We start from the raw sequence: 26,577 nt of genomic DNA, 5'->3' as shown, positions 1-26,577 counted from the left end.
CACCACCCCTGCCCGCTTGTTGCCCTCGCGTCTCTGCTGTGGAGCGGCGCCCGCGGCCTAACGTCGCAGCGTGACCACAACTGCCGAACTCGAAAGCCTCACGGTGACGGTGTCGCCGGGCGCTACCGCGACGACGACCCTGACCGTGCGCAACGACGGCGATATCGTCGAGGCCTACACCCTTGAGGTGGTCGGCGACTGCGCCGCCTGGAGCACCGTCGAGCCGGCGCGCGTGTCGCTGTACCCGGGCACCTCCGAGACGGTGACCCTCACCCTCGCCCCGCCCCGCTCCCACGAGGTCCGGGCGGGCGAAACCCCCCTGGCCGTACGCGTACTGCCCGCGGAGCGTCCCGAGTCGGCGGTGGTTCCCGAGGGCACGGTGACCATCGAGCCGTTCCACGAGCTGCGCGCCGAGCTGGAACCGCGCCGCCGCCGGGGCTGGCTCGGCGCCCGCTTCCGTACCGCTGTGCAGAACAAGGGGAACACCCCGGTCGACGTGGCTCTCTCGGGCAAGCAGGCCGGAGAGGATCTGCGCCTCGCCTTCGCCCCGGACAAGAAGCGCCTGGAGCCCGGCGAGTCGGCGGAGATGGCCCTCAAGGTGCGGGCCCGGAAGGTGATCTGGTTCGGCGAGCCCGTCACCTGGCCGTTCGAGGTGGAGGCCGTCGAGAGCGGCGAGCCCGGGGCAGGGGAGACGGAGGGCGAGCAGCCGGTCCCGCCCGAGCCGGTGGCCGCGGAGGCCGTCCGGCCCGAGCCGCTGCCCGGGGAGTTCGCCCAGCTGCCGGTGCTGCCCAAGTGGCTGCTGATCGTGCTGGCCGCACTGCTGGCGCTGCTGCTCGCCTGGTTCGCCCTGGTCCGGCCCGCGGTGCAGAGCACGGCGAAGCAGGCGGTGACCGACGCGGCGAAGGAGGAGGCCGCCCGCGCACAGGAGCAGGGGACGAACACACCCGGGGGCGCGGAGAACCCGGCGGGCGGTCAAGGGCAGGGGCAGGGGTCGGGTCCTGACGGGCCGGGTGGCAACGGCGGGGGCGGCAACGGCGGCTCCGGGTCCGGCGGCTCCGGTCCGGGCGGGGGCGGTCAGCAGGCCTCCGAGACCATCGACGTGCAGACCGGGGCGGGGACCGAGGCGGTGGGGACCTACAAGGTTCCGGCCGGGAAGGTGTTCGGCGTCACCGACATCGTCGTGGCCAACTTCCAGGGCGACGAAGGGATCATCACCATCTCCTTCGGGGAACTCAAGGTCACGACCATCCCGCTGGAATCCTTCCGCAATCAGGACTACCACTGGGCCACCCCCATTCAGGTTCCGGAGAACGCCACCATCACCGCTTCCGTCACCTGCGCCAAGCCCGGCACTCCAGCATCCGGAACTCAGTCTTCCGGATGCCATCAAGTCCTCAATTTCAGCGGTGTACTGAGCGATCTCGCACGGTAGAAACGGGAGCACGAAGCGCCCTGCCGCACCTATGGGTCGAGACAACAGCAGAAACCCCCCGGGGAGAAACCCGGCGTGCCGGGCGATGGCGGATTCGCCCTCCTGGATACGTCAGAGGTTTACACCAGTTCGGTCACTCCGCATGGCGACAGCACCGGAAGAATATCCGGTTCCGGCGACTCCGATCACTAACGGGCCTGTTCAGAGCCGCTCCTGACGACCCGGGGCATCCGCCGGGCTTCCGCCGGATGCCCGTTCGGAGCGGTCCGGCGCCCGCTTTCACCGGCGCGTCACAGCCGGACCTCCCCGCCTTCCCGGCACATTCTGGCCGAATCGCATCAGCACGCGGCGGCTCCCCGGTGAACCCCGGACGGCATCGAGCCTTCCGGGGTTCACCACGAGGAATGAGATACCGAACACACCGGCACCCCCGAGCCGCATCCACAATTCCGACGAATCCCCCGACGGCGGTTGGGCAGGGGCTGTTTCTCGACCCGTTGTACTTCTTCTCCCGCTCGGACCGCTTGGAATACGGGCCGCCGAGGGCAGCATTCACGGCGCTCCGGGTGCCCGGAAAGGCAGCGTCATTGCCCCGCGTCCAGGACTCCGGGACCTACTCCCGTGCGCCCGGCCGGTCAAGACTGAGCGGTGGAGATCGAGTGACCGTCGAGAAGGAGCGAGCATGCCGTCGTACCTCACCCCCGGTGTTTACGTGGAGGAGGTGCAGTCCGGAGCACGTCCCATCGAGGGAGTCGGCACCGCGGTCGCAGCCTTCGTCGGCTTCGCCGAGACGGGCCCCTTCCACCAGCCGACGCTGGTGACCAACTGGGACCAGTACGTCCAGACGTTCGGCACCTTCACCGCCGACACCTACCTGACGCACGCCGTCTACGGCTTCTTCGCCAACGGCGGCGGCGCGGCCTACATCGTGCGCATCGGCGGCCCCGCACAGGGCGCCTCGGAGAGCGGCGGCACGGGCCGGGACACGGTCACGCAGGCCCCCGCACCTCTCGCACTCGGCGGGTTCCTCGTCTCCGCCAAGCCCGGCACGGGCGCCGACCTCTCCGTCGAGGTCGCCGACCCCGAGGGCGAGAACCCCCCGGAGGACCGCTTCCGGCTGCTGGTGCGGCAGGGCGGCAAGGTCGCCGAGACGTACGACGTCTCCACCCGCAAGAACGTCAAGGGCTACCTGGTCACCCAGACCCGTGACTCCAAACTCATCCAGGTGACCGAGCAGGCCGGCACGGCCCAGAGCCGCCCCGAGAAGCAGACCGTCGCCCTCGCCCCGGCCACGGCCGCCGCCCCCGGTGCCGGCGTGGCGCGGCTGGACCCCTCCGAGTACGTGGGCGACGCCTCCGCGCGCACCGGGTTCGCGGGCCTTGAGGCGATCGACGAGATCACCATGGTCGCCGTGCCGGACCTGATGAGCGCCTACCAGCGCGGGGACATCGACGCGGAGGGCGTCAAGACCGTGCAGCTGGCGGTCATTTCGCACTGTGAGCAGATGGGGGACCGGGTCGCGGTCCTCGACACCCCGCCCGGGATGAACGCCCAGCGGGTCCGCACCTGGCGCAACGACGACGCCGGTTACGACTCCCGCTACGCCGCCCTCTACTACCCCTGGGTCAAGGTCTTCGACCCGGCGAGCGGCCGTAACTCCCTGGTCCCGCCGAGCGGTCACGTGGCCGGTGTCTGGGCGCGCAGCGACGGCGAGCGCGGAGTGCACAAGGCCCCCGCCAACGAGGTCATCCGCGGCGCGGTGGACCTGGAGATCCGCCTCAGCAAGGGCGAGCAGGACCTCCTCAACCCGATCGGCGTCAACTGCGTGCGCGCCTTCCCCGGCCGCGGCATCCGCATCTGGGGCGCCCGCACCCTCTCCTCCGACCCGGCCTGGCGCTACCTGAACGTGCGCCGCCTCTTCAACTACCTGGAGGAATCCATCCTCCTGGGCACCCAGTGGGTGGTGTTCGAGCCGAACGACGACCGCCTCTGGTCCAGCATCCGGCGCAACGTCACCGCGTTCCTCACCGAGGAGTGGCGACGCGGCGCGCTGTTCGGCCGCACGGCCGAGGAGGCGTTCTACGTCCGGTGCGACCGGAGCAACAACCCGCAGGAGTCGATCGACCTCGGTCAGGTCGTCTGCGAGATCGGGGTCGCCCCGGTGAAGCCCGCGGAGTTCGTGATCTTCCGGCTCTCGCAGTTCTCGGACAGCACCAGCCTCGTCGACGAGTGACCTCGCGGTCCTCCCCCACCACTTCACTTTCGAATCGGAACAGGTGACACAGAGTCATGGCAGAGGGCGACGCTCTTTCCACCCACGTCTTCGGCGTTCAGCTCGGCGGCTACCTCGTGGAGTCCATCCAGGAGATCAGCGGCATGACCGTCGAGGAAGAAGTCGTCGAGGTCCGTCAGGTGACCGCCGAGGGCAAGCAGATCATCCGCAAGCAGCCCGGCGCACGCCAGGCGGGCGAGGTGACGATCACCCGCGGTCTCGACCAGAGCAGCGAGTTCACCACCTGGATCAAGGAGACGCTCAACAACGGCGCCGTCGACACCGCGCGCCAGAACCTCACGATCGAGATCAAGGACTCGACCGGTGAGACGGTGCGCCGCATCCAGCTGATGCAGGGCTGGGCCTCCAAGTGGGAGGGCCCGTCCCTCAAGGCGGGCGAGTCCAGCGCCGCGACCGAGACGGTGACCATCACCTTCGAGGAGATCGTCGTCGAATGAGGCGCAGGACCGTTTCGCCGGGCAGCGGCCTCGAAGAGGTCCTCGACAACCTCGCCGCCACCTCCTCCGCCGGACGCGAGGAAACCGGGGCCCCTGCCCCGGCCCCCGCCCCGGCGCCGGCCGCGCCTCGCTCCCGCGAACGGGAGACGCTCCAGACGGAGTTCACCTTCGAGCTGCCGCGCGGGTACGTGGACGACGACGGCCAGCTGCACCGGAGCGGCACCATGCGGCTGGCGACCGCCCGGGACGAGCTGCGCCCGCAGATCGACCTGCGGGTGAAGGAGAACCCGGCGTATCTGTCGGTGGTGCTGCTGAGCCAGGTGATCACCCGGCTCGGCACCGTCACCGATGTGCACGCCGGGGTCGTCGAGCGGATGTACGCGACCGACGTCGCGTTCCTCCAGGACTTCTACCGACGGATCAACAGCGAGGGCCACACGCACGCCGCGGTGACCTGCCCGCTGTGCCACGGGTCGTTCGAGGTGGACCTCTCGGGTGGGCGCCTGGGGGAATCGTGACGTACGCGCTTCCCCGGTTGCGGGAGGAGATCGCGTACGTCGCCTACCACTTCCATTGGCAGCGTGAGGACATTCTCGACCTCACCCACGCTGAGCGTCAGCAGTGGGTGAGGGAGATAGCGCGGATCAACACCCGCGTCAACGAAGGCGGGTGATCAGGTGGGGTTCGGTGACTGGTTCCGCCGTGCGGACCGGCAGCGGACCGGCGCACCCGCGCGGGACGGCGGCGGTCGTGGCGCGGGCGGCGCGAACGCGGGCGGCCGGGGCGGGGACGCCGACGAGTCGGCGGCACCGCCCCCGCCCGTCGCCACGCCCTCCCCGCCCGCCGGGGTGTCCGGTGGGGGCGACTGGGACGGCGGCTGGCGCCGGGTCGCCCCGCCGTCGGTGACGGTCGCCCGGTCCTCGATCGGCGTGAGCGACGGGCTGCGGTTCCGTTCGCAGCTCGCCTCGTGGCAGGACCCCTCCCTCGGCGGCGAACTCGGCCACGCCGTCCTGCCATCGGCCCCGGTGGGCCTCATCCACGGAGTCGCCCGCCCGGGCAGCGCGCGCACGGCGTCCCCCGGCGGGCCCCTGCTGCTGCGCGCGGTCCGGCCGGCGGACGAGGAGCCGGGGCCGGTGGCGGACCTGCCGACTGCCGCGGCGGGGCGGAACATCACCGGGACGGGGACGACCGACGGCAGCCGGAAGCCGAGGCCGGGGTCGCCGTCGGTCCAGCGGTCGAGCCAGCCGTCGAGCCGGTCGGACCGGTCGACGAGCGGTGGGTCGCGTTCTTCGGGTACGTCGGGGTCTTCGGGGCCGTCGGCGTCCTCCGGGTCCTCCGGGTCCTCCGGTCGGCGGGGGGCTTCGGCCTCGCCGGGCTCCTCCGGTACGTCGGCGTCTTCGGGTACGTCCAGGTCTTCCGACCGGTCGGCCGCTCCCGGGCCCTCCGGCAGGACGGGTTCCCCGGGTACGTCCGAACCTTCCGGCCGGTCCACGTCCACGTCCACGTCGGCGGCTTCGGGCAGGTCGGGTTCGTCGGGGCGGTCAGAGGGCTCGCCCGCGCGGGGAACCTCCGGTCGATCGGCGTCATCGGGTACGACGGGAGCCTCCGGGCCTTCGGCGTCCTCGGGCCGGTCAGGGGCTTCGGGCACACCGGGACTCTCGGGCCGGTCAGGGACCCTGGGCACACCAGGAACCTCCGGCCGGTCGGCCTCTTCCGGTACGCCAGGAACCCCCGGGTACTCGGCATCCTCCGGCCAGTCCGGGACCTCGGGCACACCAGGAACCTCCGGGCGGTCAGCGTCTTCCGGTACGCCAGGTGCCTCCGGCCCCTCTGCATCCTCCAGCCGATCGGGTTCCTCCTCCGGACCGTCGGGGTCACCAGGGTCGTCGGGGTCCTCCTCCGGACCGTCGGGGCTCTCCGGCGCTCCCGGCTCCTCCAGCTCCCCGAACTCCCCGAGTTCCGCCGGATCCTCCGGCCGCAACGGGCCCGCTCCGGCGGTGCAGCGGGCTGTCCTCGGTTCACCGATGGGCCTGGTGGCGGACGCTGGTGCGTCCGGCGCGCAGGCCATGGCGCGGCCCGCTCCCGTACGCCCTCGGCCGACCGGCCCTCCGCTGACCGTCGCCCGGCGCCCCCAGATGACGCTGCGGCAGATCACCGGGCTCGCACCCGCCACACCCGAAACGCCCCCCGCACCGGCCGCCCCGGCCGCTCCCGTCACCGCAGCCACCACCCCTGCCGTGCAGCGGGCGGCAGCCGACCAGCGGACCACCCCGTCGTCGGCCGGCCATACGGCCGCCGAGACAGTACGGCCCGCCCTGGGCAAGCCACTACGCGAACTGCCCGCCGGGGCTGTGCCGTCCCGCACCGACGAGCCGGCCTCCGTCGTGCCGTCCGGCCCGGCATCGGTACCGCCCACGGCGGCGATGCCGGTGCTCCAGCGCCAGGTCACGGACCCGGCGCAGCCGCCGTCGGACGCGGCGCCCCGAACGCAGCGGCCGACTCAGCCGTCCCCGGCCCCGGGCTCTTCGCCCCAGCCATCCCGGCAGTCCCGGCAGTCCCGGCAGTCCCGGCAGTCCCAGCCGTCTTGGTCACCCCAACCATCCCAGTCGTCTCAGCCATCCCAGCGGTCCCAGCCGTCCCCTTCCGTGCAGGCGGCACCGGCCACCGCGCCGGTGCGGGCCCAGAGCCCCGGTGGCGCCGAGCCCTCCGATGCCCCTGGTTCGCGGGGACGTACGCGCGCTGGGATCGGCGCACCGCTCCCCTCGCTGCCGCCGACCGCCCGGGTCGGCAACGGCGTACCGCTGCTCGGCGACCGCCGGTCCCCCGGCACACCGCGGGGGGCCGGTCCGGCAGCGGCTGCGACGCCCGCTCCGACGCCCCCTCCGGCCTCCTCGGGCGCGCCCGCGATGCCCGTGCTCTCGGCGTCCGCCGGGTCCCCGGCAGGGTCCGAACCCGCCGCCGTACAGCGCGCGGTGGACGGCGACCGGGCACCTGCCCGCAACCACTCCGCAACCGGGACCGGGACCGGGCTCCGTACGCGTACGGCATCGTCCCCTGCCACTCCCCCGGCCCCGGTACGCATCCGGCCGATCGGCCCGGAACGGGAGGCGGCGCGGACCTCCGGCGGCGGGGCTGCGACGCCTGCCGTCCAGCGGGCCAAGACTCTGCTCCCGGGCCGGGCCCTGACCGTGAACACCGGTGCCGCCGAAGGCTTTTCGGGACCGCGTACGGCAGCGGCGGGCGTCACGGCCCGGCCGGTCGTCGCGGCCACCTGGCGGCGTGACGTACCGCAGGCCGAACCGGGCACCGACGCGCCGTCACCCGGCTCCGGGAACCGTCCGACCGCGCACCGCCGCACCGCCCCGCAGCCTCCGACGCCCTCGGGTACGGTCCCCGGGCGGACCGCTCCCCTCCTCCGCGCCAACGCCGCCGCAGCCTCCGGCGGCACCGTCCAACGTGCCGTGGCGGCCGAGAGCGCGACAGGCACGGGCGGCGACCCGGCGGGCCGCAGGCCCCAGCACCGGCCCTCGCCCGCGCCCGCGCCGACGGCAGGACGGGAGCCAGGGCGGCCGGCTCCACCGTCCCGTTCCGCGCGGCCCGTTCCCGTCGTGCGGCCGCATCCGCCCGCATCGGCCGGGCCGGGCGAGGCCTCCGTGCCCCTCCAGCGGATGGCGCTGCCGGTGGTGCCCGAGAGTGCCGGGCTCCAGGCCACCGGGCCCGTGCCCGGGGGCGGCGCGGCCCCGGCGCCTCCGCCCGGTCTCTCCGCACGGGTTCCGCCCAGGCCCCCCGCACCGGCCACCGCGCGGGCGGTTCAGCGGGCCGCCGAGGCCGGGATCACCGGCGTTCCGGTCCGGGCGGTCCAGACGAAGCCCCACACGTCGTCGAACAACGCGTCGCACAACGCGTCCGCGGAGCCCGCCGAGACGCCTCCCGCCGCGAACCGGCTCAGCGGTGCGGACATGGAAGAGCTGGCCCGTCGGCTGCTCGACCCGGTGAGCCGGCTCATCCGCGCGGACCTGCGCCGGGGCCGGGAGCGCGCCGGGCGGCTGCACGACGGCCGCCGCTGAGCCCGGAGGCGTACCTCCCCGACCCGTACGAGAGACAGACAGAGACAGCCGAGAAGACGGACGAGAGACTGACCCATGACGGACAACATCTTCGCCACGAGCGTGTTCTTCAAGCTCGCGATCGGCGGCAGCGACCTGGGCGCGTTCCACACCTGCTCGGGCCTCGGCGCCGAGGTGGAGATGGAGACGTACGCCGAGGGCGGCAACAACGGGTTCACCTGGCAGCTGCCGGGGCGGATCACCTGGACCAACATCACGCTGACCCGCCCCGTCACCGCCGACACGCTCAAGATCGCGCGCTGGCTCAACGAGACGATCCAGCGGGTCGAGCCCAAGGACGGCGAGATCGTGGCGCTGCGACCGGATCTCAGCCGGATCATCAGCTGGCAGGTGCAGGGGATCGTGCCGGTGCGCTGGCAGGGGCCCTCCTTCGACCCGGCCAACTCCCAGGCGGCGATCGAGACGCTGGAGATCGCCCACGAGGGCCTGGAGCCCTCCTGACGGACTCGACCACCCCGACCGACCCGACAACCCCGACCGCATCGGCCCAGAGAAAGGAGGAACGCAATGTCACCCGCTGCCCGTGCGAGCCGCGCTCGCGCCCAGCTGACCATCATGGAACCGCCGTCGTCCGTCGGCGCCAAGCCCGGCGGCACGCTCGCCCGGCTCACGTTGCAGTTCAACCCCGCGAAGCTGTCGCTGAGCAAGAGCACCGAGTGGCGGCGCACTCCGTCCCGGACGGCCGGGCAGTCCGCGCTGCCCGAGTTCGTCGGCAGCGGGCCCCGGTCCCTGTCGCTGGAGGTCTTCCTCGACGCCACGGCCACCCACGACAACTCGGTGGAGAAGGCGGTCGAACAGCTGATGACCGCCTGTGTCCCCACCCCGAGCAGTCTGGCCCGCCTGACGCCTTCAAGCCCGTGGGTGCGGTTCGACTGGGGCACGGCGAAGACGACCTCGTTCGACGGGGTGCTCTCCAGCCTCTCCGTGTCGTACACGCTCTTCGACGTCGACGGGAAGCCGCTCCGCGCCACCTGCTCCCTCTCCATCGAGGAGGCGAGCGTGGACCCGGCCGGCCAGAACCCCACGTCGGGTTCGAAGGAGGCCCGGCGTACGCACCGGGTCGTGGCCGGGGACAGTCTGCCGCTGCTCGCCTGGCGGGAGTACGGCGATGCCACCGCCTGGCGCACCATCGCGGCCGCCAACGGCATCGACGACCCCATGCAGTTGACCCCGGGCAGGGAGCTTCTGGTGCCCGGGCTGGAAGACCACCGGGCGGAGGACGGCCGGTGACCTCGACATCCCCCGGCCGGTCCTTCGCCGCCGACCCGATCGTCGAGGCGCCCGGCGAGCTGCCGCGGGCCTGGGCCGCGCAGTTGGTGAGCTGTGTCGTCGACGAGAACGTCGGGCTGCCGGACGCCGCCGTGCTGATGTACCGGGACCCGGACCACACGTTCCTCACGGCGACGGGCCTCACCATCGGCACCCCGCTGAAGATCTCCGTGGTCACCGTGCAGGAGCGGGTGCGCGAGCGGCTGTTCACCGGGGAGGTCACAGCGGTCGAGCTGGACAGCGACACCACCGGTTCGTTCACGGTCGTGCGGGCGTTCTCCAAGGCGCACCGGCTCCAGCGCGGCCGGAAGGTCGCGGCCTTCCGGAACATGAAGACGGCGGACATCGTACGCAAGGTCGCCGCCGGTGCGGGGCTGGCCTGCGGGAAGGTGGAGGCCGCGCCGATCACCTACAAGCAGCTGACCCAGCCGAACGTGTCGGACTGGGAGTTCCTCCAGCACCTCGCGGCCGAGAGCGGGGCGGTGGTGCGGGTGGACGACAAGGGTCTGCTCCAGTTCACCAAGCCGAAGCCCGCCGCTTCGGCCCCCGCGCCGTCGACCTCCGCGACGCGCGACCCGATGGTCCTGGAGTACGGCAACAACCTGGTGGCCCTGCGGGCGGTGCTGACCGGTGCGGACGGGGCGGACAGCGTCGAGGTGCGCGGCTGGAACGTCGACACCAAGACGCGGCTGGTGGCCCGGCAGCAGTCCATCCGCAGCGACACCGTCACCCCGGGGATGAGCCCGTCGCTGGCGGCCGGGGCGTTCGGCTCCAACGCCCGGACGACGATCGCGGACACCCCCTACCGGACGCAGGCGGAGACGACCGCAGTGGCCGGCGCCCTCGCCGCCTCGGTCAGCTCCGGGTTCGGGGAGATCGAAGCCGTCGCCTACGGGAACCCGCAGCTGCGGGCGGGCCAGCCGGTGGCGCTCGGCAACGTGGGGCCCGCTTTCTCCGGCCGCTACACCGCGACCGCCGCGCACCACGTCCTCGAACCGGACACCGGCTACCGCACGACGGTGATCGTCAGCGCCTCACCGGACCGTTCGCTGGCCGGGCTGGCCGCCGGCGGCAGCGCTCCGTCGCGCGGTCCGCGCATGCCGGGGCTGGCGATCGGGGTGGTCACCGACATCCGCGAGGAGGGCCGGGGCCAACGTGGCTGGGTGCGCCTGAAGTTCCCCTGGCTGGACGACACGTACGTCACCGACTGGGTCCGTACGGTGCAGTGGGGCGGCCAGGGCGGCGGCGGAGTGTTCAGCCCCGAGGTCAACGACGAGGTGCTGGTCGGGTTCGAGCAGGGGCTGCTGGACAGCCCGTACGTGCTCGGCGGCCTCTACAACGGGGTCGACAAGCCGTCCGCGCACGACGTCCCGCTGGTCGACCCGACCAGCGGGAAGGTCAACCGCCGTTCGCTGGTGTCCCGTTCGGGCAACCGGCTGGAGCTGCTGGACGCCCCGCGCGGCCCGGCGGGCGTGCGGCTGGCCACCGGCGACAAGCGGCTCGACGTCGTCCTCGACGAGAAGAAGGGCGAGATCAGGCTGTTGGTGAAGGCCCGCGGCGGCGGCCGGGAGCTGAGCTCGGTGACGCTCTCCGCCTCCGGCATCACCCTCGACGCCGGTATGGGCGACGTGAACATCAAGGGCCGCTCGGTGACCGTCAACGGCAAGACGGGGGTCACCGTCGACGGCGGGCTGCTCGCCGTCCTCAAGGCCAAGCTCATCAGGATCAACTGACTCCCCGTCCCGTACGCCCCCCACCCCTGAAGTCCCTTTCACAGCAAGGAGAACCCCGGCCATGCCCCCCGCAGCCCGCACGGGCGACAGCACCGCACACGGCGGCCTCATCGGCACCCCGCCCCCGGGCGCGGTCGCCGTCGCCACCGTGCTCATCGGCGGCCGGCCGGCGGCCGTCACCGGGAGCCTGCACGCGTGCGTGGTCCCCCCGCACGCGGCGCTCGGACCCGGCAACGTGATCATGCCCAACCCGGCCGCCGCGCTCGCCGGTCAGGTGCTGATCGGCGGACTGCCCGCCGCCCGGATGCGGGACACCACCAGCTGCGGCGCGCCCATCGTCAGCGGCGCGTTCAACGTCCTGATCGGGGGCCCGATGTGAGCGGCGGCGGATTCATCGGACGGGGCTGGGGCTTCCCGCTGCGGGTCGGGCCGACGGGCGGGATCGCCCTGGTCGAGCGGGACCGCGAGATCGAGGAGGCGATCGGCCTGATCCTCGGGACCGCGCCGGGTGAGCGGCCGATGCGCCCGGAGTTCGGCTGCGGCATCCACGACTACGTCTTCGCGCCCGGCGACGGGGCGACGGCCGGGCGGATCGCACAGGAGGTCCGCGCTTCCCTGGAGCGGTGGGAGCCGCGCATCGAGGTGACGGACGTGGTGATCGCGTTCGACGCGATCGAGGAGGGCACGCTCTACATCGACGTGCACTACACCGTGCGGGCCACCAACGACCTGCGCAACCTGGTCTTCCCCTTCTACACGATCCCGTCCGAAGCGGGTTCCGCCGAAGTTTCCACAGAGGTTTCCGCCGAAGCGAGGACGCGCTGATGGCACTCCCCTCCCCCAACCTGGACGACCGGCGCTTCCAGCAGCTCGTCGACGAGGCCAAGCGGTACGTCCAGCAGCGCTCCCCCGAGTGGACCGACCACAATGTGTCGGACCCCGGGGTCACGCTGATCGAGACGTTCGCGTACATGGTCGACCAGTTGCTGTACCGGCTGAACCGGGTGCCCGACAAGAACTACGCGGCCTTCCTGGACCTGCTGGGCGTGACGCTCTTCCCACCGACGGTGGCGCGGGCCGAGGTGGACTTCTGGCTGTCCGCCCCGCAGCCGGAGACCGTGCACCTCCCCGCCGGTACGGAGGTGGCGACCGCGCGCGGCGAGGCCGAGGAGCCGGTGGTGTTCACCACCTCCCGGGACCTGCCGATCGTGCCGAGTTCGCTGGTCCGGCTGGTCACCGCGCCGGTGTCGGGCGAGCAGACGGACCGGACCGCGCCGCTCGGCGCGGGCAAGGACATCCCGTGCTTCCAGTCCCGGCCCGAGCCCGGGGACGCCCTGCTGTTCGGGCTGCCGACGGCCGTGCCCCGGTGCATCGTCGCCGTGCGCCTGGACAGCCGGGTGGAGGGCGTGGGCGTCGATCCGCGGCAGCCGCCGCTGGTGTGGGAGGCGTGGGACGGGGCCCGTTGGGTGGCCTGCGCGACCGGCACCGACAGCACCGGCGGGCTCAACCGGCCCGGCGAGGTCGTGGTGTTCGTCCCGGCCGGGCACACCGCGTCGGTCGTGGCGGGGACCCGGGCGGGGTGGCTGCGCTGCCGGGTCACAGCGCCGGAGCCGGGCCAGCCGTTCTACTCCGAGTCGCCGACGATCCGCGAGGCCGAGGTGTTCACCGTCGGCGGCACGGCGGCCGTGGAGCACGCGGAGACCGTCCTCGACGTGCCCCTCGGGGTGTCGGAGGGCGTCGCCGGGCAGCGGTTCTCGGTGAGCCGGGTGCCGCTGCTGCTTGACGGGGACCCGCCGGTCGTCCAGGTGTCGGCCGACGACGGCTGGCAGGTCTGGACGCCCGTCGATCACTTCGGGGCGTCGCTCCCCGGCGACCGGCACGTCCGGATCGACGCCGTGTCGGGCGAGTTCGCGTTCCCGCCGGAGGTGCGGGAGGCGGACGGCACGATGCGCGCGTACGGCGCGGTCCCGGAGAAGGGCGCCCAGCTCCGCGTCCCGCGCTACCGGACCGGCGGCGGCGCGGCCGGGAACGTCGCCCGGGGCGCGATCTCCGTACTGCGCAGCTCGGTGCCGTACGTCGCGGGCGTCAACAACCGGGAGGCGGCGACCGGAGGCGTCGACGGGGAGACCGTGGAGAACGCGAAGGTGCGGGCGCCCAACATCCTGCGGGTGCAGGAGCGGGCCGTCACGGCCGAGGACTACGAGGTCATCGCCCGGGAGGCCGCGCCGTCGCTGCGCCGGGTACGGTGCCTGCCCGCGGTCGCGGGCGAGGCGGGTGCGGTTCGGGTGCTGCTGGTGCCCGACGCGGTCGCCGACGAGGACGGCCGGCTCCGGTTCGAGCAGCTGATCCCCACCGACCCGGTCCTCGCGGCGGTGACGGCACGGCTCGACGAACGGCGGCTGGTCGGGACCCGGTTGGTGGTGGAGCCGCCCGCGTACCAGGGCGTCACGGTGGTGGCCCGGCTGGTGGCGGCCCCCGGCGACGAGGACCGGGTACGGGCGGCCGCCCTGGAGGCGCTGTTCCACCACATCGACCCGTTGCGGGGCGGGGCGGACGGCCGGGGGTGGCCGTTCGGCAGGCCGGTGCAGTACGGAGAGGTCTTCGCCGTGCTCCAGAACGTGGAGGGGGCCGGTCTCGTGGAGGAGCTCCGGCTGTTCCCGGCCGACCCGATCACCGGGCGGCGCGGGGCCGCGGTCGAGCGGATCGACGTCGCGCCGGGGGCCCTGGTCTTCTCGCACCAGCACCAGGTGGTCGTCACCGCGAGCGGGCCCGGTGAGGGCGCGTGAGCCGGGCCTCCGTACCCGGGCTGCCCAGCCGCTATCCGATCGGCGACCTGCTGCCCGCCCTGTACGCGGACGACGACCTGGCCCAGCGGTTCACGGCGGGCCTGGACACGGTCCTGGCCCCGGTCCTGTCCACCCTGGACAACCTGCCCGCCTACGTCGACCCGGCGCTCGCCCCGGCCGACTTCCTGCCGTGGCTGGCGTCCTGGGTGGGGGTGGACGTCGATCCCGCGTGGCCGGTGGAACTGCGCCGGGCCGTGGTGGCCCGCGCCGTCGAGCTGCACCGGTGGCGCGGTACCCGGCGCGGTCTGGTGGAGCGCCTGCGGCTCTGCTGCGGGGTGCACGCGGACGTCCTGGACGGCGGCGGCGCCACGTGGTCGGCCACCCCGGGTGCGGCCCTTCCGCCGCCGCCGGCCGGGGAACTGCTCGTCCGGGTCTGGCCGGTGCGCGACGGCGACGCGGTGGACGACCGCCGCGTCCTGGACGTCGTCACGGCCTCGTGCCCCGTCCACCTCACCTGCCGGGTGGAGGTCCTGCCGGGCCCGCCCGAAGAGCCCGAACAGACAGGAGGCTGACGCGATGCGTTCATGCCCGGCGTGCGGTACGGCCAACGGCGAGGACGACGACTTCTGCGGCAGCTGCGGGGGCTACCTGGGGTGGTCGTCGCAGCCGAGCAGGCCACCTCGGCCGGTCCCGGGACCGGGTGCGGACCCGGGTGCGGACCCCGCTTCTGTTCCGACTTCGGGTCAGACTTCGGGTCCGGGTCCGGGTCCGGGTCCGGGTCCGCACTCGGGTCCGCACTCGGGTCCAGGTCCGACTCCGGTTCCGGGGCCGGCTCGGGTGCCAGGCCCGCTTCCGGAGCCTCAACCGGCCCCGGAAGCGGCCCCGGATGCCCGGATGGAGCGGGGGCCCACGGACGCCGAGCCCACCTCGCCCGCGCCCAGCCGCGCACCCGAGCAGACGGCTTCCGGTGGCCGCGACGCGTCCGAAAGTCCGGACCGGACACCGGCGTCGGGGGCCTCGGGCGCTTCGGCACCCCGCGTGCCGGAGCCGTCGCCGGAGCCGGAGCCGGAGCCGGACGAGCGTTTGCCGGCGACGCCCGTACCGCCAGTCCCTGTTGTACCCCCGCCCCCGGCCGGTTCCGCCCCCACGGGCACGGAGCAACGCGAGCCGTCGGCGCAACCCACCACGCCCGCGCGCCCCACCACCACGGCGCAACCCACCACCTCGGCGCGCCCCGAACCGACGGCTCCCCCCGAACCAACGGCGCAGCCCGTCCCCGCGCGCCCCGAGCACACCCCGACACCACCCCGCCCCGCCACCGCACCTCCGGCGGGGTCAGCTCCCGTACGCCCCAGGCCTCCTGCGCCCCCCACGCCTCCCGGGCAGCCCGCGCCCGTACGCCCCGGAGTGCCGCTGTCCGCAGCCGCGCCCCGGCCGTCGGCGCCGGAGGCGCAGGCAGCGGCGGACGAACCCATCGGGGCGGTGCAGCCCGCGAAGCCTGTGGCGCGGCGGCCCGTCGTGCGGCCGGTGGCGGCGGACGAGGCGCCCGACGGGCCGCCGTGTCCGGCCTGCGGCACCCCCAACCTGCCGGGGCGGCAGTTCTGCCGGCGTTGCGCCGCCCCGTTGCGGGTCCGTGAGCAGCCCGCCGCCCTGCCGTGGTGGCGCACGGTGTGGCCGTTCCGCCGTCGGGTGCGGGGCGGGTCCGGTGGCCGGGGGCTGCGGCGGCTCCTGCTGGTGACGGTGCTGGTCGGGCTGTTGTTCGCGGGCTTCATGCTGGTGCCGTTCGGGCGTTACCTCTTCGAGGACGTACGGGACAAGCTCGGCGGCACCGCGGAGATCAGCCCCTCCGCGGTGAGCGCGAGCGCGGCGGCGCCCGGTCATCCGGCGAGCGCGGCCATCGACGGGCTGACCAACAAGTACTGGGGTGCGCCCGCGCTCGGCGACTCGCTGACGTGCTCCTTCGGGAAGCCGTTCCGGCTGGTCGGCGTCGTCGTGCACACCGGGGTCTCGAAGGAGCCGCAGGAGTTCCGGCGGGGCGCGCGGCCCATCGGGGCGGACCTGCTCGTCACCACGGCGGACGGCACGGTCCACGAGAAGGCCGTGACGCTCAACGACAAGCCCGGGCAGCAGACGATACGGACGGGCATCAGCGATGTCGTCTCCGTCCGGCTGATCCTGCGGGACGCGGCGGGGCAGGGCGAGGGCCGGCCGATCGCGGTCGGCGAGGTCGAGTTCTTCCAGCGCACCTGACACCGGCATCGTCACGCTGCCCGCTGTCCAACGCCCACCAACCACCCCGGGAATCACGAACAGTCCCAGAAGTTCATCAACTGCTCAGAGATGCCCACAGATGCTCAGAGAGTTCAAGATGATCATGCACTTTCGGTCACAAATGGCTTCCCTCCAGCCCTCAACAGGGGGTTGACTATGCCTCACGCATGGTGACGCGATCGCCCCCACCGGCCGCCGACCCTGCTCCGGGGCCCCGGCCCCGCCAAATGCGCCGTTCGCTTCGTCCGTCCGCATCCATTCGACGAGGGGCAGCAAATGAGCCAGATCACGTTACCGGCGTTTCACATGCCGTTCCAGAGTGCAGGGTGCAATCCGGGCTTGGCCGAAACCCGGCAGGCCGCCTGGGAATGGGCCGAATCCGAAGAACTGAATCTGTCCGTGCCCGCCCGTCGGAAGATGATCCGCACCCGGCCCGAACTGTGGATATCCCTCATCTTCCCGAAGGCCTCGCAGGAGCATCTCGATCTTTTCTGCCAGTGGCTCTTCTGGGCCTTCCTGGTGGACGACGAGTTCGACGACGGCCCCGCCGGGCGCGACCCGTTGATGTGCGAGGCGGCAATCACCCGGCTGGTGGACGTCTTCGACGGAGCCGCGCCGCGCGGGCCGATGGAGCGGGCCCTCGCCGGGCTGCGGGACCGGACCTGCCGGGACCGGTCGCCGCAGTGGAACCGGCAGTTCCGGCGGGACACCGCCGCCTGGCTGTGGACGTACTACGCCGAGGCGGTGGAGCGCGCCGCCGGACAGGTCCCGAGCCGGGCGGAATTCGCCAAGCACCGGCGGGATTCCGTGGCCATGCAGCCGTTCCTGGATCTGCATGAGATCACCGCCGGAATCGATCTCCCGGATTCCGCCCGCAGCCTCCCCGCGTATATCGCCCTGCGGAACGCGGTGACGGATCACTCGGGGCTCTGCAACGACATCTGCTCGTTCGAGAAGGAAGCGGCACTCGGATACGAGCACAATGCCGTACGGCTCATTCAGCGCGACCGCGGATCGACCCTCCAGGAAGCAATCGACGAGGCCGCGGTTCAACTGGCCCGGATAGCCGAGCGGGTGCACCGCGCGGAAAAGGAACTGCTGGAGGAAATCGACGCGGCGGGCATCACAGGACCCACCCGGGCGGCCCTGGAACGCTGCGTCCAGGACTACCGTGGACTCGTGCGGGGTGACTTCGACTACCACGCGCGCGCCGAGCGCTACACCCGCCCGGACCTGGTGGAACGCGACGAACGGGAGTCCTTGTCCCAGCACTTCGCCGCCTGACCGGCCCACCCTGGGCCGGGGAGCAAGCGCTCCCCGGCCCAGGCGGACGGAGATACGGAGATCCGGTCCGATCGCACGGAAGGCTCGCCCGCAAGCGTGTCCCGGGTCGCCCCACCGGCCTCACCCTCGCCTCGGTCCCCGGCACCCGGTGATCCTCCGGGAGACCGCCGCCGAATGACCGGGAAGCGGACGACGAAGTCCTCGTCCGGCTGCCCGGGCGGGAAGTCCCTCACCAGCAGCGCCAGGAACGCCGGCCTGACCTGGACTTTCCTCGGCCGGTCAGCCGCCTGGGTGGTGTCGCGGGCTGCCACTTCGGGGCAGGCATACGTCTACGTCGACGGCGAGAAGGCGGCCACGGTGGATCTGGAGTCCGCCGCCACCAGTACCGGGACGCGATCTGGACGCGGTCAGGGTCGTGGTGGTCGGCGCGAAGGGCCGCCCCGTCCTCACCACGGACGGGCTGGTCCAGCTGAAGTGGGCGTACGCGCCACCGCACCGCGAGAGAGGTCGGCACGTGACGGACGTACGGGTGACGAACGTGCGAGTGAAGAACGTGCGGGTGAGGACCGTGCACGGCACCGTGCGCGGTGCGGTGGAGAAGGGGGTCGCGGTCTTCCGGGGCATCCCGTACGCGGCTCCGCCGGTGGGTGCCCGGAGGTTCCGCGCGCCCGAGCCGCCGGAGCCGTGGACGGGAGTGCGGGAGGCCCTCGCGTACGGGCCGACGGCCCCCAAACGGCCCTACGCCCCACCGCTGGACCGGCTGCTTCCGGACCCGGCGGTGCCGGGCGAGGAGTGGCTCAACCTCAACGTGTGGACGCCCTCGCCGAAGCCGGACGCCACGGGGCTTCCCGTCCTCGTGTGGATCCACGGCGGCTCGCTGCTGCACGGCTCGTCCGCGGTGCCGGTGTACGACGGGTCCGCGTTCGCCCGGGACGGGGTGGTGCTGGTCTCCGTCAACTACCGCCTGGGCGTCGAGGGCTTCGGGGTGTTCCCGGACGCGCCCGCCAACCGGGGGCTGCTGGACCAGCTGGCCGCCCTGGAGTGGGTGCGGGACAACATCGCGGCGTTCGGCGGCGACCCGGACCGGGTGACGGTGGCCGGGGAGTCGGCGGGGGCGGTGAGCATCGCGGCCCTGCTGGCCACGGACCGGGCGGCAGGGCTGTTCCGGCGGGCGGTGCTCCAGAGCGGGGCGCCCGCAGCCCTGACCCCCGAGGCCGCGGGCGGGACGACCGAGCTCATCGCCAAGCGGCTCGGGGTGCCCGCGACGGCCGCCGCCTTCGCCGCCGTGGACCCGGACGCCCTGCTGACCGCGCAGGCCGAGGTGACCAGCGGCGGCAACCCGCTGACCGGCCGCACCTCCTTCCAGCTCGTGGTGGACGGCGAGCTGCTGACCCACGACCCGGCCGACGCGCTGCGTATCGGCACGGCGGCCGGGATCGACCTGCTGATGGGGGCGAACACCGAGGAGTACCGCCTCTGGTTCGTCCCCGGCGGCCTGACCGAACGGACCAGCCGCCTGAAGTTCCGCCTCGCCCTGCTGAAGTTCAGGGTCCCGAGCGCCACCGCCCGCACCTACCGGGGCAACCGCCCCGACGCCACGCCGGGCGAGATCCTCGGTGCCCTCGCCACGGACCTGCTGCTGCGGGTGCCCCTGAACCGGCTGGCCGACGCCCGGACGGACGCGCCGGGGTCCACGTACGTCTACGAGTTCGGCTGGCCCTCCCCCGTTCAGCGGCTCGGTGCCTGTCACGCGCTGGAGCTCGGCTTCGTCTTCGACACGCTCGCCCACCCCGACACGGCCGCCCTGACCGGCCCGGACGCCCCGCAGGAGCTGGCGGACGCGATGCACCGGGCGTGGGTGGCGTTCGCGGCGACGGGTGACCCGGGCTGGCCGTCCTGGGACGCATCCCGGCCGGTGCGGTTCTTCGGTCCGGGAGCCCCGGCTCTCGTCCTGGCCCCGCGCGACGACGAGTTGCGGGGATGGGAGCCGTACCGGAAACGGTCCTAGGGCCTCGTCGAGATCCAGTGCGGGTCGGGGACCGCGGTGAGGATCGCCGAGACGACCACGACCGCGCCCAGCACGGCATGTTCGCGGCGGGCGAGGCGGTGCGCGACCGAGGGATCGGTGTCGCGGAGCATGCGCCGCCGGGCCGCCACCGCCAGCGCGCTGACCACGGCCATCAGCGTCAGCTTGAGCAGCAGGGTGCGCCCGTAGGCGGAGGTGAACACCACGTCCGGCGGGAGTCGGCGCAGGGCGGAGGCGGTGCCGGTGGCGGCGAGGGCGACGTACAGCCAGATCGCGAGGCGCGCGTACCGGCCGAGCAGCGCACGGGCGGCGACGGGCGTGCCCCGCCAGAGCCGCATGGTGCGCAGGACGTACAGCAGTCCGCCGGTCCACAGCGAGGCGGCGGTCAGGTGGACGACGGTGAGGGCGGCGCCGATCTCGGGGCTGTACGCCTCCGGGTGCGCGCGCAGGGCCTCCGCGCCGATCACGACGGCGAGCGGGGCCAGGGCGAGGGCCGGGCGGCGGGTCCGGGCGCAGAGAGCGGCGAGGGCCAGGCCGTTGGCCATGAGGAGGAGCAGTCCGCCCTCGCGGGTGCCGTAGGTCTCGGTGATCCCGAGGTCGCTGACGGCGGCGAGCTGGACGATCTGCCCGGCCGCGGCGGCGGCCCCGGCGAACGAGGCGTACACCGCCCAGCTCCGTACGGCGGTACGGGGGCGGCCGCGGACCGGCCGGATGAGCTGCGGGGCGAGGAGTTCGCCCAGGTGGAGGGCGAGGGCTGTGAAGAGGACGGTGCGGAGCACGGTGGTGAGCCCCGCGCCGGGTATGCGCAGCTCGCCCGTTCCCCGCCCCATGAGCCCTGGGCCGAACAGGGCTATGAGCAGCGCCAGGACACCGGCGGCGCTCAGCAGGACCGGGGTCGTCCACCGGCGTCCGGGCGCACCGTCGGCGGACGTGTCGGGCCGCGCGGACGGCACGCCGGTGGCCGCCGCGACAGGGGGTGTGCCGGGGCCGGTCGGCGCGGCCGGGTCGGCAGGGGGGCCGGAGAACATCACGGCCCGATCCTCGCCGGTGGACAAAGACACAGCAAGCCGCGCATGCCACGCAGGTCGCCCGACCGGGCCGTCGTGCTCCTGCCGCGCGACAGTCGTCGGGTCTGCCGCACGGCAGGCGGCGGGTCAGCCACACGGGTGTCGACGGGTCAGCCACACACGCGGGGGGGGCGGGTCGGCCGCGCGGGTGTCGGCGGGGTCAGCTCACCAGTTCCGTGGCGGTCACCGCGTGCAGTCCGCGGCGGCCGATCTCCGCGAGGAGCAGGGGCAGCGCGGCTACGGTGACCGGGCGGCCGAGGCTCATCCCGACCACCGATCCGTTCCGCAGCTCGCCCGCGACCTTGCGGGTGACGGCGGCGACCCCGGTGGCCGCGTGGTCGAGCGACTCCACGTCGCAGGCCAGGACATGGGGGTAGCCGGCCCGCTGGGCCAGGCGCTGGACGCGCGGGGATGCGTACGGGGTGGGCGAGGGGCGGAACCAGGTGCCGATGGAGCCGGTGAGGCGGCGCAGCCGCCGGGCGCACGTGGTGATCTCCTCGTACGCCGCGCGCTCGTCCAAGGCCGCGAGATCGAGGTGGTGCTCGGTGTGGTTGCCGATCTCGTGGCCGCCGTCGAGGATGCGGCGGGCCATGCCGGGATGCTCGGCGAGCCAGCTGCCGACGGCGAGGACCGTGACGCGGGCCCCTGCCCGTTCGATCCGGGCGAGTGCGGTGCGGGCCAGCTCCGGGTCGCCCCGCCCGTCGAAGGTGAGGGCGACGCGGGGCCGGTTGCGGGGGCCGTGGACGATCTGAACGGGCAGCCCGGGGAAGCGGCGCGGGGCGGCGGGGGCGGGCGACGGCTCGTACGGGGGTGAGGAGGCGGGCCCCCCGGCGGCACCGGCCGCCCCGCCCCCGCCGCCACCCGCGCAGCCCGCCGTGAGGGCGGCGGCCGCGAGCAGCCCGACCCCGGCACCCAGCGCGTCGCGGCGGCGCACCGGCGCCCTGTGTCCGTCCATGCCCGACCACCTCGCGTTCCACGGAGTTTCCCGGGACACAGTAGAGGCGGAGAGGGCGAAATATAACGATTGACTGATTACCCAAATGATCTATGAATCATTCAAGCACCACCATAAGAATGCATGGAATGCCAGGCGAGTGACCGAGCACACCTGCGATTCATGTTCTGAATGACCGATTGGTCCGAGAATCACCCGAAAAGCAGCTTTGGCACCGGGGTCACCCGTCTGCCATAGTCGGTGCCACGACCCCCATTGACCCGGGCCCAGGTCGTCATAAGCGGCCGTGAACACACCCCCCCATTTCGCGGCCCCCCACAGAAGCCCCCGCAGCGCCGCACCACGGCCGACCGGGGGCTTCTGCGTACCAGCAGCCCCTGCACGCCGGGCGCTTCCGCGCACCGGGGGCTTCCGCGTACGGGGTCCGCCCCGTGAGGGCGCCGCGGCGGTCAGCGGTCGGAGATCCGCATCTCGAACCAGGTGGTCTTGCCGCGCGGCAGCAGGTCCACTCCCCACCGGTCGGAGAGCTTGTCGACGAGGAAGAGGCCCCGGCCGCTGATGTCCATCTCGCGCACCGGCATCAGGCACGGCAGCCCGCGCGAGGGGTCACGCACCTCGACGCGAATCCAGCCCCGGCGGCGCACCATGCGTAACCCGAAGACGCGGGCCCCGGTGTGCCGCACCGCGTTGCCGACGAGTTCGGAGACGAGCAGCACCGCGTACTCGGCGGTCTGCGGCGAGAGCGCCCACTGCCGGAGCACCACGCAGGAGGTGAGCCGCCGCGCCGTCGCCGCCGACTCCGGGCGTGACGGCAGCCGCACTTCCCCCTCGGTCGGATTTCCGAACAACTCCAGCGCCTTGAACGCCTGTTCGTCATCCGTGGTCGACGTCCAGCGTGCCGCCGTCGCGCTGCTGCGCGGTCGCGGCTGATCCACACCCTCCAGGCCCGCCATGTCCACCATCATGGCCGCACACATCGGCGTCCGGGGCCGTTCCGGAGGAATCCGCCCCCCGGAACGAATCATTCCGCGGGAGGCTTTTGACATATGCCAATGGCAGGACAGCGCTTCGAAGAGCCCCGGTGAGCTGGGGCGATGCCCCGCACCGCGAGGGTTGCCACACCGAGGGGGGCACCGGGCCTTAAGGTTGCCTTAAGGCCCGGATAATCCGCTCGCACGGATGAACCCCCGCCACGACCCCCCGTTCCGACCAACGGTCAGAGGAAGGTGGCCTTGCCCGGCCCCTCCTCGACGAAGCTGCGCATGCCCCGCTCGCGGTCCTCGGTCGCGAAGAGTCCGGCGAACCAGTTCCGCTCGATGGTGAGCCCGGTATCGAGGTCCGTCTCCAGTCCGGCGTCCACCGACTCCTTGGCCGCGCGCAGCGCCAGCGCGGGTCCCTTCGCCAGCTGGGCCGCCCAGGCGTGCGCCTGCTCGTAGACCTCGGCGGCGGGCACCACCCGGTCCACCAGACCGAGCGTCAGGGCCTCCTCCGCCCTGACCATGCGGCCGGTGAAGATGAGGTCCTTGGCCCGGGAGGGGCCGATCAGCCGGGCGAGGCGCTGGGTGCCGCCCGCACCCGGGATCAGTCCGAGGAGGATCTCCGGCTGGCCCAGCTTGGCGTTGTCCGCGGCGATCCGGAAGTCGGCGCAGAGCGCCAGTTCACAGCCGCCGCCGAGCGCGTATCCGGTGACGGCGGCGACGACCGGCTTGGGGATGCGGGCGACGGCGGTGAACGCGTCCTGGAGGCCCTTGGACCGCAGGACCATCGCCGTGTGGTCCATCGCCTGCATCTCCTTGATGTCCGCGCCCGCCGCGAACACCTTCTCGCCGCCGTAGAGGATCACGGTGCGCACGTCATCGCGCCGGGTGGCCTCCTCGGCCAGCTCCCGCAGCCGGTCCTGGACCGCCACGTCCAGAGCGTTCATCGGCGGCCGGTCCAGCCGGATCGTGCCGACGTTGTCACGTACTTCGAGGCTCACAGTCATGGAGGCAGGTTAACCAGTGCTAACGCGGGCGGGCCCGGTGCCGTTGGTCACAGCACCGGGCCCGCTCACGCGCGCGAGGCGTGGGGAGGTAGAAGGGCTACTTCTTCCACTCCTCCCAGTCCATGTTCCAGCCGTTGAGGCCGTTGTCGGGCTGGATCTGCTTGTCCTTGGAGTTCTTCACGACGACCACGTCACCGATCATCGACCTGTTGTAGAACCAGGCCGCCGGGGTCTGGTTGTCGTAGCCGCCGCGCACATCGCGCAGACCCACGCAGCCGTGACTGGTGTTGGTGTTGCCGAAGATGGACGAGGCGCCCCAGTAGTTGCCGTGCAGGAAGGTGCCCGAGGTGGACAGCCGCATCGCGTGCGGCACGTCCTTGATGTCGTACTCGCCGCCGAAGCCGACGGTGTCGCCGTTCATCCGGGTCACCTTCAGCTTCTCGCTGATGACCATCTGCCCGTTGTACGTGGTCGTCGCCGGGGCGCCCGCGGAGATCGGGATGTCCTTGATCTCCTTGCCGTCACGGACGACCTTCATCCGCTTCGTGCTCGCGTCGACGGTGGAGACCTGGCTGCGGCCGATGGTGAACTTCACGGTCTTGGCCTGCTTGCCGTAGACGCCCGGCCGTCCCTCGACGCCGTCGAGGTTGAGCTCGACGGTCACCTTGGTGCCCGCCGCCCAGTACTTCTCCGGCCGGAAGTCGAGGCGGTCGTTGCCGAACCAGTGGCCCTCGATCTCGACGGCCGGTTCGGCCGTCACCTTGATGCCCTTCTCCACCGCGTCCGGGTCGGTGATGCCCCGGGTGAAGTTGATGGAGACCGGCATGCCGACGCCGACGGTGGAACCGTCCTCCGGCGTGTAGTGCCCGATGAAGGTGTTCGCCGGCACCAGCGTGGTGAAGGTGGTGTCCTTCGCCGATTCACGGCCCTTGGCGTCCTTGGCGACCGCGTGCACCGTGTACTTGGTGGAGGCGGCGAGGTGCCGCTCGGGCGTCCAGCTCGCGCCGTCGGCCGCGATCGCACCCTCGACCTCGTTGCCCTCGGGGTCGGCGACCTTCACCGTGGTCAGCTTGCCCTGCGCGGCGCTGATCTTCAGTGCGCCGCTGGTCGCCACGGAATCCGCGCCGTCCTTCGGCGCGATGGTCACCACCGCCTGCGAGGCGCTCGTGTCCTCGGTCTTCGTCCCGCCGGCCGGCGCCTTCTTCTCCTCCGCGCCGGCACCTCCGCCGCACGCCGTCACCAGCAACAGCAGTGCTCCCAGAACCAGGGCCGACAGCCCCGGTCCGCCGCGCCGCTTCCCGCTCGCCCCGGCCGATGCCCCCGATATCGGCTGCCCGTTCACTGTGGTCGTCTCCCCTCGCACGGCCTGGCCCCGCCATGGCCCGCACCCCCGCGCGCTGCATATGCGCGCCGCCGCAAGATAATCACATCGCGAGCGGGGTGGACTCCCCCGGAATGTCACCGTTCGGTCCCAAGTCGTCCGGGGAGCTGTGCAAGTGGCGCGGGCTGCCAGGGCGGGCCGGGGCCGGGAGCCTCACCGCAGCGCGGAGCCGGCCTTCCACTTCTTCCAGCCCATGTTCCAGCCACCGAGCCCGTTGTCCGGTGCGACCTTCTTGTCCTTCGAGTTGACCACCTCGACGACATCACCGATGAGGGTCCGGTCGAAGAACCACCCGCCCGGGGTGGCACCGCTGCCGCCCTTCGCGTCCCGCAGCCCGATGCAGCCGTGGCTGACGTTCTCCTCACCGAAGACGTCCTCGTCGGCCCAGTAGTTCCCGTGCAGGAAGGTGCCGGACGTGGTGAGCCGGATCGCGTGCGGGACGTCCTTGATGTCGTACTCGCCCTTGCCCTTCTTGTCCGTGAAGCCGACGGTCGCCCCGTTCATCCGGGTCACCTCGTGCATCTCGGTGACCACCATCTTCCCGTTGTACGTGGTCGTCTTCGGGGCGCCCGCGGTGATCGGGACCGTGCTGAGCAGCTCTCCGTCCCGGCGGACCTCCATGGTCTTGGCCTCGGCGTCGACCCGGGAGACCTGGGAGCGGCCGACCGTGAAGACGACCGTCTTGTCCTGGCTGCCGTAGACCCCCGGGGCGCCCTCGACATCCCGCAGCCCGATGTCGACGGTGACCTCGGTGCCGGGTTTCCAGTACGCCTTCGGCCGGAAGTCCAGCCGGTCCTTTCCGAACCAGTGGCCCGCGACCTCCACCGCCGGATCGGACGTCACCCGGATGGCCCTCTCCACCGCCGCCCGGTCGGCGACCGGCCGGTTGAAGGAGAAGGAGACGATCATGCCGGTGCCGACGGTGGACCGGTTCTCCGGTTTGAAGTAGCCGATGAAGCGGTGTTCGGGGACCAGCGTGGTGAACGTGGCGTGCCGGGCCGAACGGCGGCCCGCACCGTCCACGGCGACCGCGTCGATGCTGTACTTCGCGGCGAGGGCGAGCCGGGCCACCCGGGGTTCGGGGGCCCAGGAGCGCCCGTCCTCGGCGATGCGCCCGGCCACCGTCTGCTGCTGCGCGTCCTCGATCCGCATCACCTTCACGCTCTCCAGCCGCCCGTCGGGGACCTTCACCGCGATCCGGGTCTCCTCGTCGACATCCTTCGCGCCGTCCTCGGGGAAGATGCTGATCGCGTCGCCGGGTGACCGCGCCTTGCCGTTGAGCAGGGCCTCCCGGGTGTCGGTGCAGCCGGTCAGGAGGGCCAGCACGGTCAGCAGTCCTGCCCACGTCAGCACGGCGGCCGAGCCGGGCCGTGCGCTCTTCGCTGTGTGGTTCACGCTCCCCCAACGACCAGGGCCGGTCGGGGGAAACGTGAGTGCGGGGCCGCTGGTGGGCAGAACAGAGGGGAGGACTACCCCGAAGGGCCCGCGCGGCCGGGACGCCGCGCGCCTCTTCTCCGGTGCCCGTCCTACGA

Annotated in this window: 23 protein-coding genes; 16 read left to right on the top strand and 7 right to left on the bottom strand. The window is 72.8% G+C overall.

The features are described from left to right. Positions 1-103 precede the first annotated feature (103 nt). The 5 genes from RI138_RS24410 to RI138_RS24390 all read left to right on the top strand — a co-directional run bounded on the left by RI138_RS24410 (position 104) and on the right by RI138_RS24390 (position 4,835). Positions 104-1,432 carry a COG1470 family protein gene (locus RI138_RS24410; protein ID WP_398864347.1) on the top strand — a complete coding sequence of 443 codons (1,329 nt, stop codon included), beginning with the start codon at positions 104-106 and terminating at the stop codon, positions 1,430-1,432. A 682-nt stretch (positions 1,433-2,114) separates the two neighbouring features. Further along, positions 2,115-3,665 (top strand): phage tail sheath family protein, encoded by a 1,551-nt coding sequence (locus RI138_RS24405; RefSeq protein WP_096632596.1) that lies wholly within the window; start codon positions 2,115-2,117, stop codon positions 3,663-3,665. A 56-nt stretch (positions 3,666-3,721) separates the two neighbouring features. Next, positions 3,722-4,162: a phage tail protein gene (locus tag RI138_RS24400; RefSeq protein ID WP_073802749.1), complete on the top strand. Its 441-nt coding sequence runs from the start codon at positions 3,722-3,724 to the stop codon at positions 4,160-4,162. Continuing rightward, a complete protein-coding gene (locus RI138_RS24395) occupies positions 4,159-4,680 on the top strand; it encodes a hypothetical protein (RefSeq protein WP_311121623.1) in 522 nt (173 codons plus the stop codon). The genes RI138_RS24400 and RI138_RS24395 overlap by 4 nt, the downstream gene beginning before the upstream one ends. Beyond that, positions 4,677-4,835 (top strand): DUF6760 family protein, encoded by a 159-nt coding sequence (locus tag RI138_RS24390; protein WP_018492281.1) that lies wholly within the window; start codon positions 4,677-4,679, stop codon positions 4,833-4,835. The genes RI138_RS24395 and RI138_RS24390 overlap by 4 nt, the downstream gene beginning before the upstream one ends. Here RI138_RS24390 and RI138_RS24385 read toward each other — a convergent pair whose 3' ends face one another. Then, positions 4,836-5,810 (bottom strand): hypothetical protein, encoded by a 975-nt coding sequence (locus tag RI138_RS24385; protein WP_311121622.1) that lies wholly within the window; start codon positions 5,808-5,810, stop codon positions 4,836-4,838. Positions 5,811-7,068: 1,258 nt separating this feature from the next. Here RI138_RS24385 and RI138_RS24380 point away from each other — a divergent pair. The 11 genes from RI138_RS24380 to RI138_RS24330 all read left to right on the top strand — a co-directional run bounded on the left by RI138_RS24380 (position 7,069) and on the right by RI138_RS24330 (position 19,640). After that, complete coding sequence (locus RI138_RS24380) at positions 7,069-8,229, top strand: hypothetical protein (protein ID WP_311121621.1); 1,161 nt, start codon at positions 7,069-7,071, stop codon at positions 8,227-8,229. Between the two features lie 75 nt (positions 8,230-8,304). Continuing rightward, positions 8,305-8,730 (top strand): phage tail protein, encoded by a 426-nt coding sequence (locus RI138_RS24375; RefSeq protein ID WP_096632792.1) that lies wholly within the window; start codon positions 8,305-8,307, stop codon positions 8,728-8,730. 66 nt (positions 8,731-8,796) lie between these two features. Further along, on the top strand, positions 8,797-9,519 hold the full coding sequence (locus RI138_RS24370; protein WP_311121620.1) for a CIS tube protein: 723 nt from the start codon (positions 8,797-8,799) through the stop codon (positions 9,517-9,519). Then, on the top strand, positions 9,516-11,291 hold the full coding sequence (locus RI138_RS24365; protein WP_311121619.1) for a VgrG-related protein: 1,776 nt from the start codon (positions 9,516-9,518) through the stop codon (positions 11,289-11,291). Before RI138_RS24370 ends, RI138_RS24365 begins: the two co-directional genes overlap by 4 nt. 61 nt (positions 11,292-11,352) lie before the next feature. Beyond that, complete coding sequence (locus RI138_RS24360) at positions 11,353-11,670, top strand: PAAR domain-containing protein (RefSeq protein WP_311121618.1); 318 nt, start codon at positions 11,353-11,355, stop codon at positions 11,668-11,670. Beyond that, positions 11,667-12,116, top strand: a complete 450-nt coding sequence (locus RI138_RS24355; protein ID WP_096632799.1) for a GPW/gp25 family protein — start codon at positions 11,667-11,669, stop codon at positions 12,114-12,116. Before RI138_RS24360 ends, RI138_RS24355 begins: the two co-directional genes overlap by 4 nt. Beyond that, positions 12,116-14,077 carry a putative baseplate assembly protein gene (locus RI138_RS24350; RefSeq protein WP_311121617.1) on the top strand — a complete coding sequence of 654 codons (1,962 nt, stop codon included), beginning with the start codon at positions 12,116-12,118 and terminating at the stop codon, positions 14,075-14,077. Before RI138_RS24355 ends, RI138_RS24350 begins: the two co-directional genes overlap by 1 nt. Next, a complete protein-coding gene (locus RI138_RS24345; RefSeq protein ID WP_311121616.1) occupies positions 14,074-14,649 on the top strand; it encodes a phage tail protein I in 576 nt (191 codons plus the stop codon). The genes RI138_RS24350 and RI138_RS24345 overlap by 4 nt, the downstream gene beginning before the upstream one ends. An 835-nt stretch (positions 14,650-15,484) precedes the next feature. Then, on the top strand, positions 15,485-16,327 hold the full coding sequence (locus RI138_RS24340) for a zinc ribbon domain-containing protein (RefSeq protein WP_311121615.1): 843 nt from the start codon (positions 15,485-15,487) through the stop codon (positions 16,325-16,327). Between the two features lie 360 nt (positions 16,328-16,687). After that, the gene (locus RI138_RS24335; RefSeq protein ID WP_449343299.1) at positions 16,688-17,632 is read left to right on the top strand and encodes a terpene synthase family protein; all 945 of its coding nucleotides are present in this window, start codon (positions 16,688-16,690) and stop codon (positions 17,630-17,632) included. A gap of 559 nt (positions 17,633-18,191) precedes the next feature. Continuing rightward, positions 18,192-19,640, top strand: coding sequence for a carboxylesterase/lipase family protein (locus RI138_RS24330; RefSeq protein WP_311122998.1), 1,449 nt, complete (start codon positions 18,192-18,194; stop codon positions 19,638-19,640). On the opposite strand, the gene RI138_RS24325 is transcribed toward RI138_RS24330, so the two are convergent. The 6 genes from RI138_RS24325 to RI138_RS24300 form a co-directional block, all read right to left on the bottom strand. Further along, positions 19,637-20,686, bottom strand: coding sequence for a CopD family protein (locus tag RI138_RS24325; RefSeq protein WP_311122997.1), 1,050 nt, complete (start codon positions 20,684-20,686; stop codon positions 19,637-19,639). The genes RI138_RS24330 and RI138_RS24325 overlap by 4 nt on opposite strands. A 199-nt stretch (positions 20,687-20,885) precedes the next feature. Continuing rightward, a complete protein-coding gene (locus tag RI138_RS24320) occupies positions 20,886-21,680 on the bottom strand; it encodes a polysaccharide deacetylase family protein (RefSeq protein WP_311121613.1) in 795 nt (264 codons plus the stop codon). Positions 21,681-22,129: 449 nt separating this feature from the next. After that, positions 22,130-22,645, bottom strand: coding sequence for an ATP-binding protein (locus tag RI138_RS24315; RefSeq protein WP_311121612.1), 516 nt, complete (start codon positions 22,643-22,645; stop codon positions 22,130-22,132). 251 nt (positions 22,646-22,896) lie between these two features. Further along, complete coding sequence (locus tag RI138_RS24310) at positions 22,897-23,664, bottom strand: enoyl-CoA hydratase/isomerase family protein (RefSeq protein WP_096632323.1); 768 nt, start codon at positions 23,662-23,664, stop codon at positions 22,897-22,899. 97 nt (positions 23,665-23,761) lie between these two features. Beyond that, a complete protein-coding gene (locus RI138_RS24305) occupies positions 23,762-25,006 on the bottom strand; it encodes a L,D-transpeptidase (protein WP_311121611.1) in 1,245 nt (414 codons plus the stop codon). Between the two features lie 192 nt (positions 25,007-25,198). Then, on the bottom strand, positions 25,199-26,440 hold the full coding sequence (locus RI138_RS24300; RefSeq protein WP_311121610.1) for a L,D-transpeptidase: 1,242 nt from the start codon (positions 26,438-26,440) through the stop codon (positions 25,199-25,201). Between the last annotated feature and the right edge of the window lie 137 nt (positions 26,441-26,577).

The sequence above is a fragment of the Streptomyces durocortorensis genome (assembly GCF_031760065.1).
Lineage (GTDB): Bacteria > Actinomycetota > Actinomycetes > Streptomycetales > Streptomycetaceae > Streptomyces.
The sequence above is the reverse complement of the archived record's forward strand: the minus strand, read 5'-3'. Positions and strand labels throughout refer to the sequence as shown.

Excerpts from the sequence above, each read along its gene's own strand:
- RI138_RS24405 (WP_096632596.1), top strand. The coding sequence starts at position 2,115 with ATGCCGTCGTACCTCACCCCCGGTGTTTACGTGGAGGAGGTGCAGTCC.
- RI138_RS24395 (WP_311121623.1), top strand. The coding sequence starts at position 4,159 with ATGAGGCGCAGGACCGTTTCGCCGGGCAGCGGCCTCGAAGAGGTCCTC.
- RI138_RS24375 (WP_096632792.1), top strand. The coding sequence starts at position 8,305 with ATGACGGACAACATCTTCGCCACGAGCGTGTTCTTCAAGCTCGCGATC.
- RI138_RS24325 (WP_311122997.1), bottom strand. The coding sequence starts at position 20,686 with ATGTTCTCCGGCCCCCCTGCCGACCCGGCCGCGCCGACCGGCCCCGGC.
- RI138_RS24360 (WP_311121618.1), top strand. The coding sequence starts at position 11,353 with ATGCCCCCCGCAGCCCGCACGGGCGACAGCACCGCACACGGCGGCCTC.
- RI138_RS24400 (WP_073802749.1), top strand. The coding sequence starts at position 3,722 with ATGGCAGAGGGCGACGCTCTTTCCACCCACGTCTTCGGCGTTCAGCTC.
- RI138_RS24370 (WP_311121620.1), top strand. The coding sequence starts at position 8,797 with ATGTCACCCGCTGCCCGTGCGAGCCGCGCTCGCGCCCAGCTGACCATC.
- RI138_RS24310 (WP_096632323.1), bottom strand. The coding sequence starts at position 23,664 with ATGACTGTGAGCCTCGAAGTACGTGACAACGTCGGCACGATCCGGCTG.
- RI138_RS24315 (WP_311121612.1), bottom strand. The coding sequence starts at position 22,645 with ATGATGGTGGACATGGCGGGCCTGGAGGGTGTGGATCAGCCGCGACCG.
- RI138_RS24320 (WP_311121613.1), bottom strand. The coding sequence starts at position 21,680 with ATGGACGGACACAGGGCGCCGGTGCGCCGCCGCGACGCGCTGGGTGCC.
- RI138_RS24380 (WP_311121621.1), top strand. The coding sequence starts at position 7,069 with ATGCCCGTGCTCTCGGCGTCCGCCGGGTCCCCGGCAGGGTCCGAACCC.
- RI138_RS24350 (WP_311121617.1), top strand. The coding sequence starts at position 12,116 with ATGGCACTCCCCTCCCCCAACCTGGACGACCGGCGCTTCCAGCAGCTC.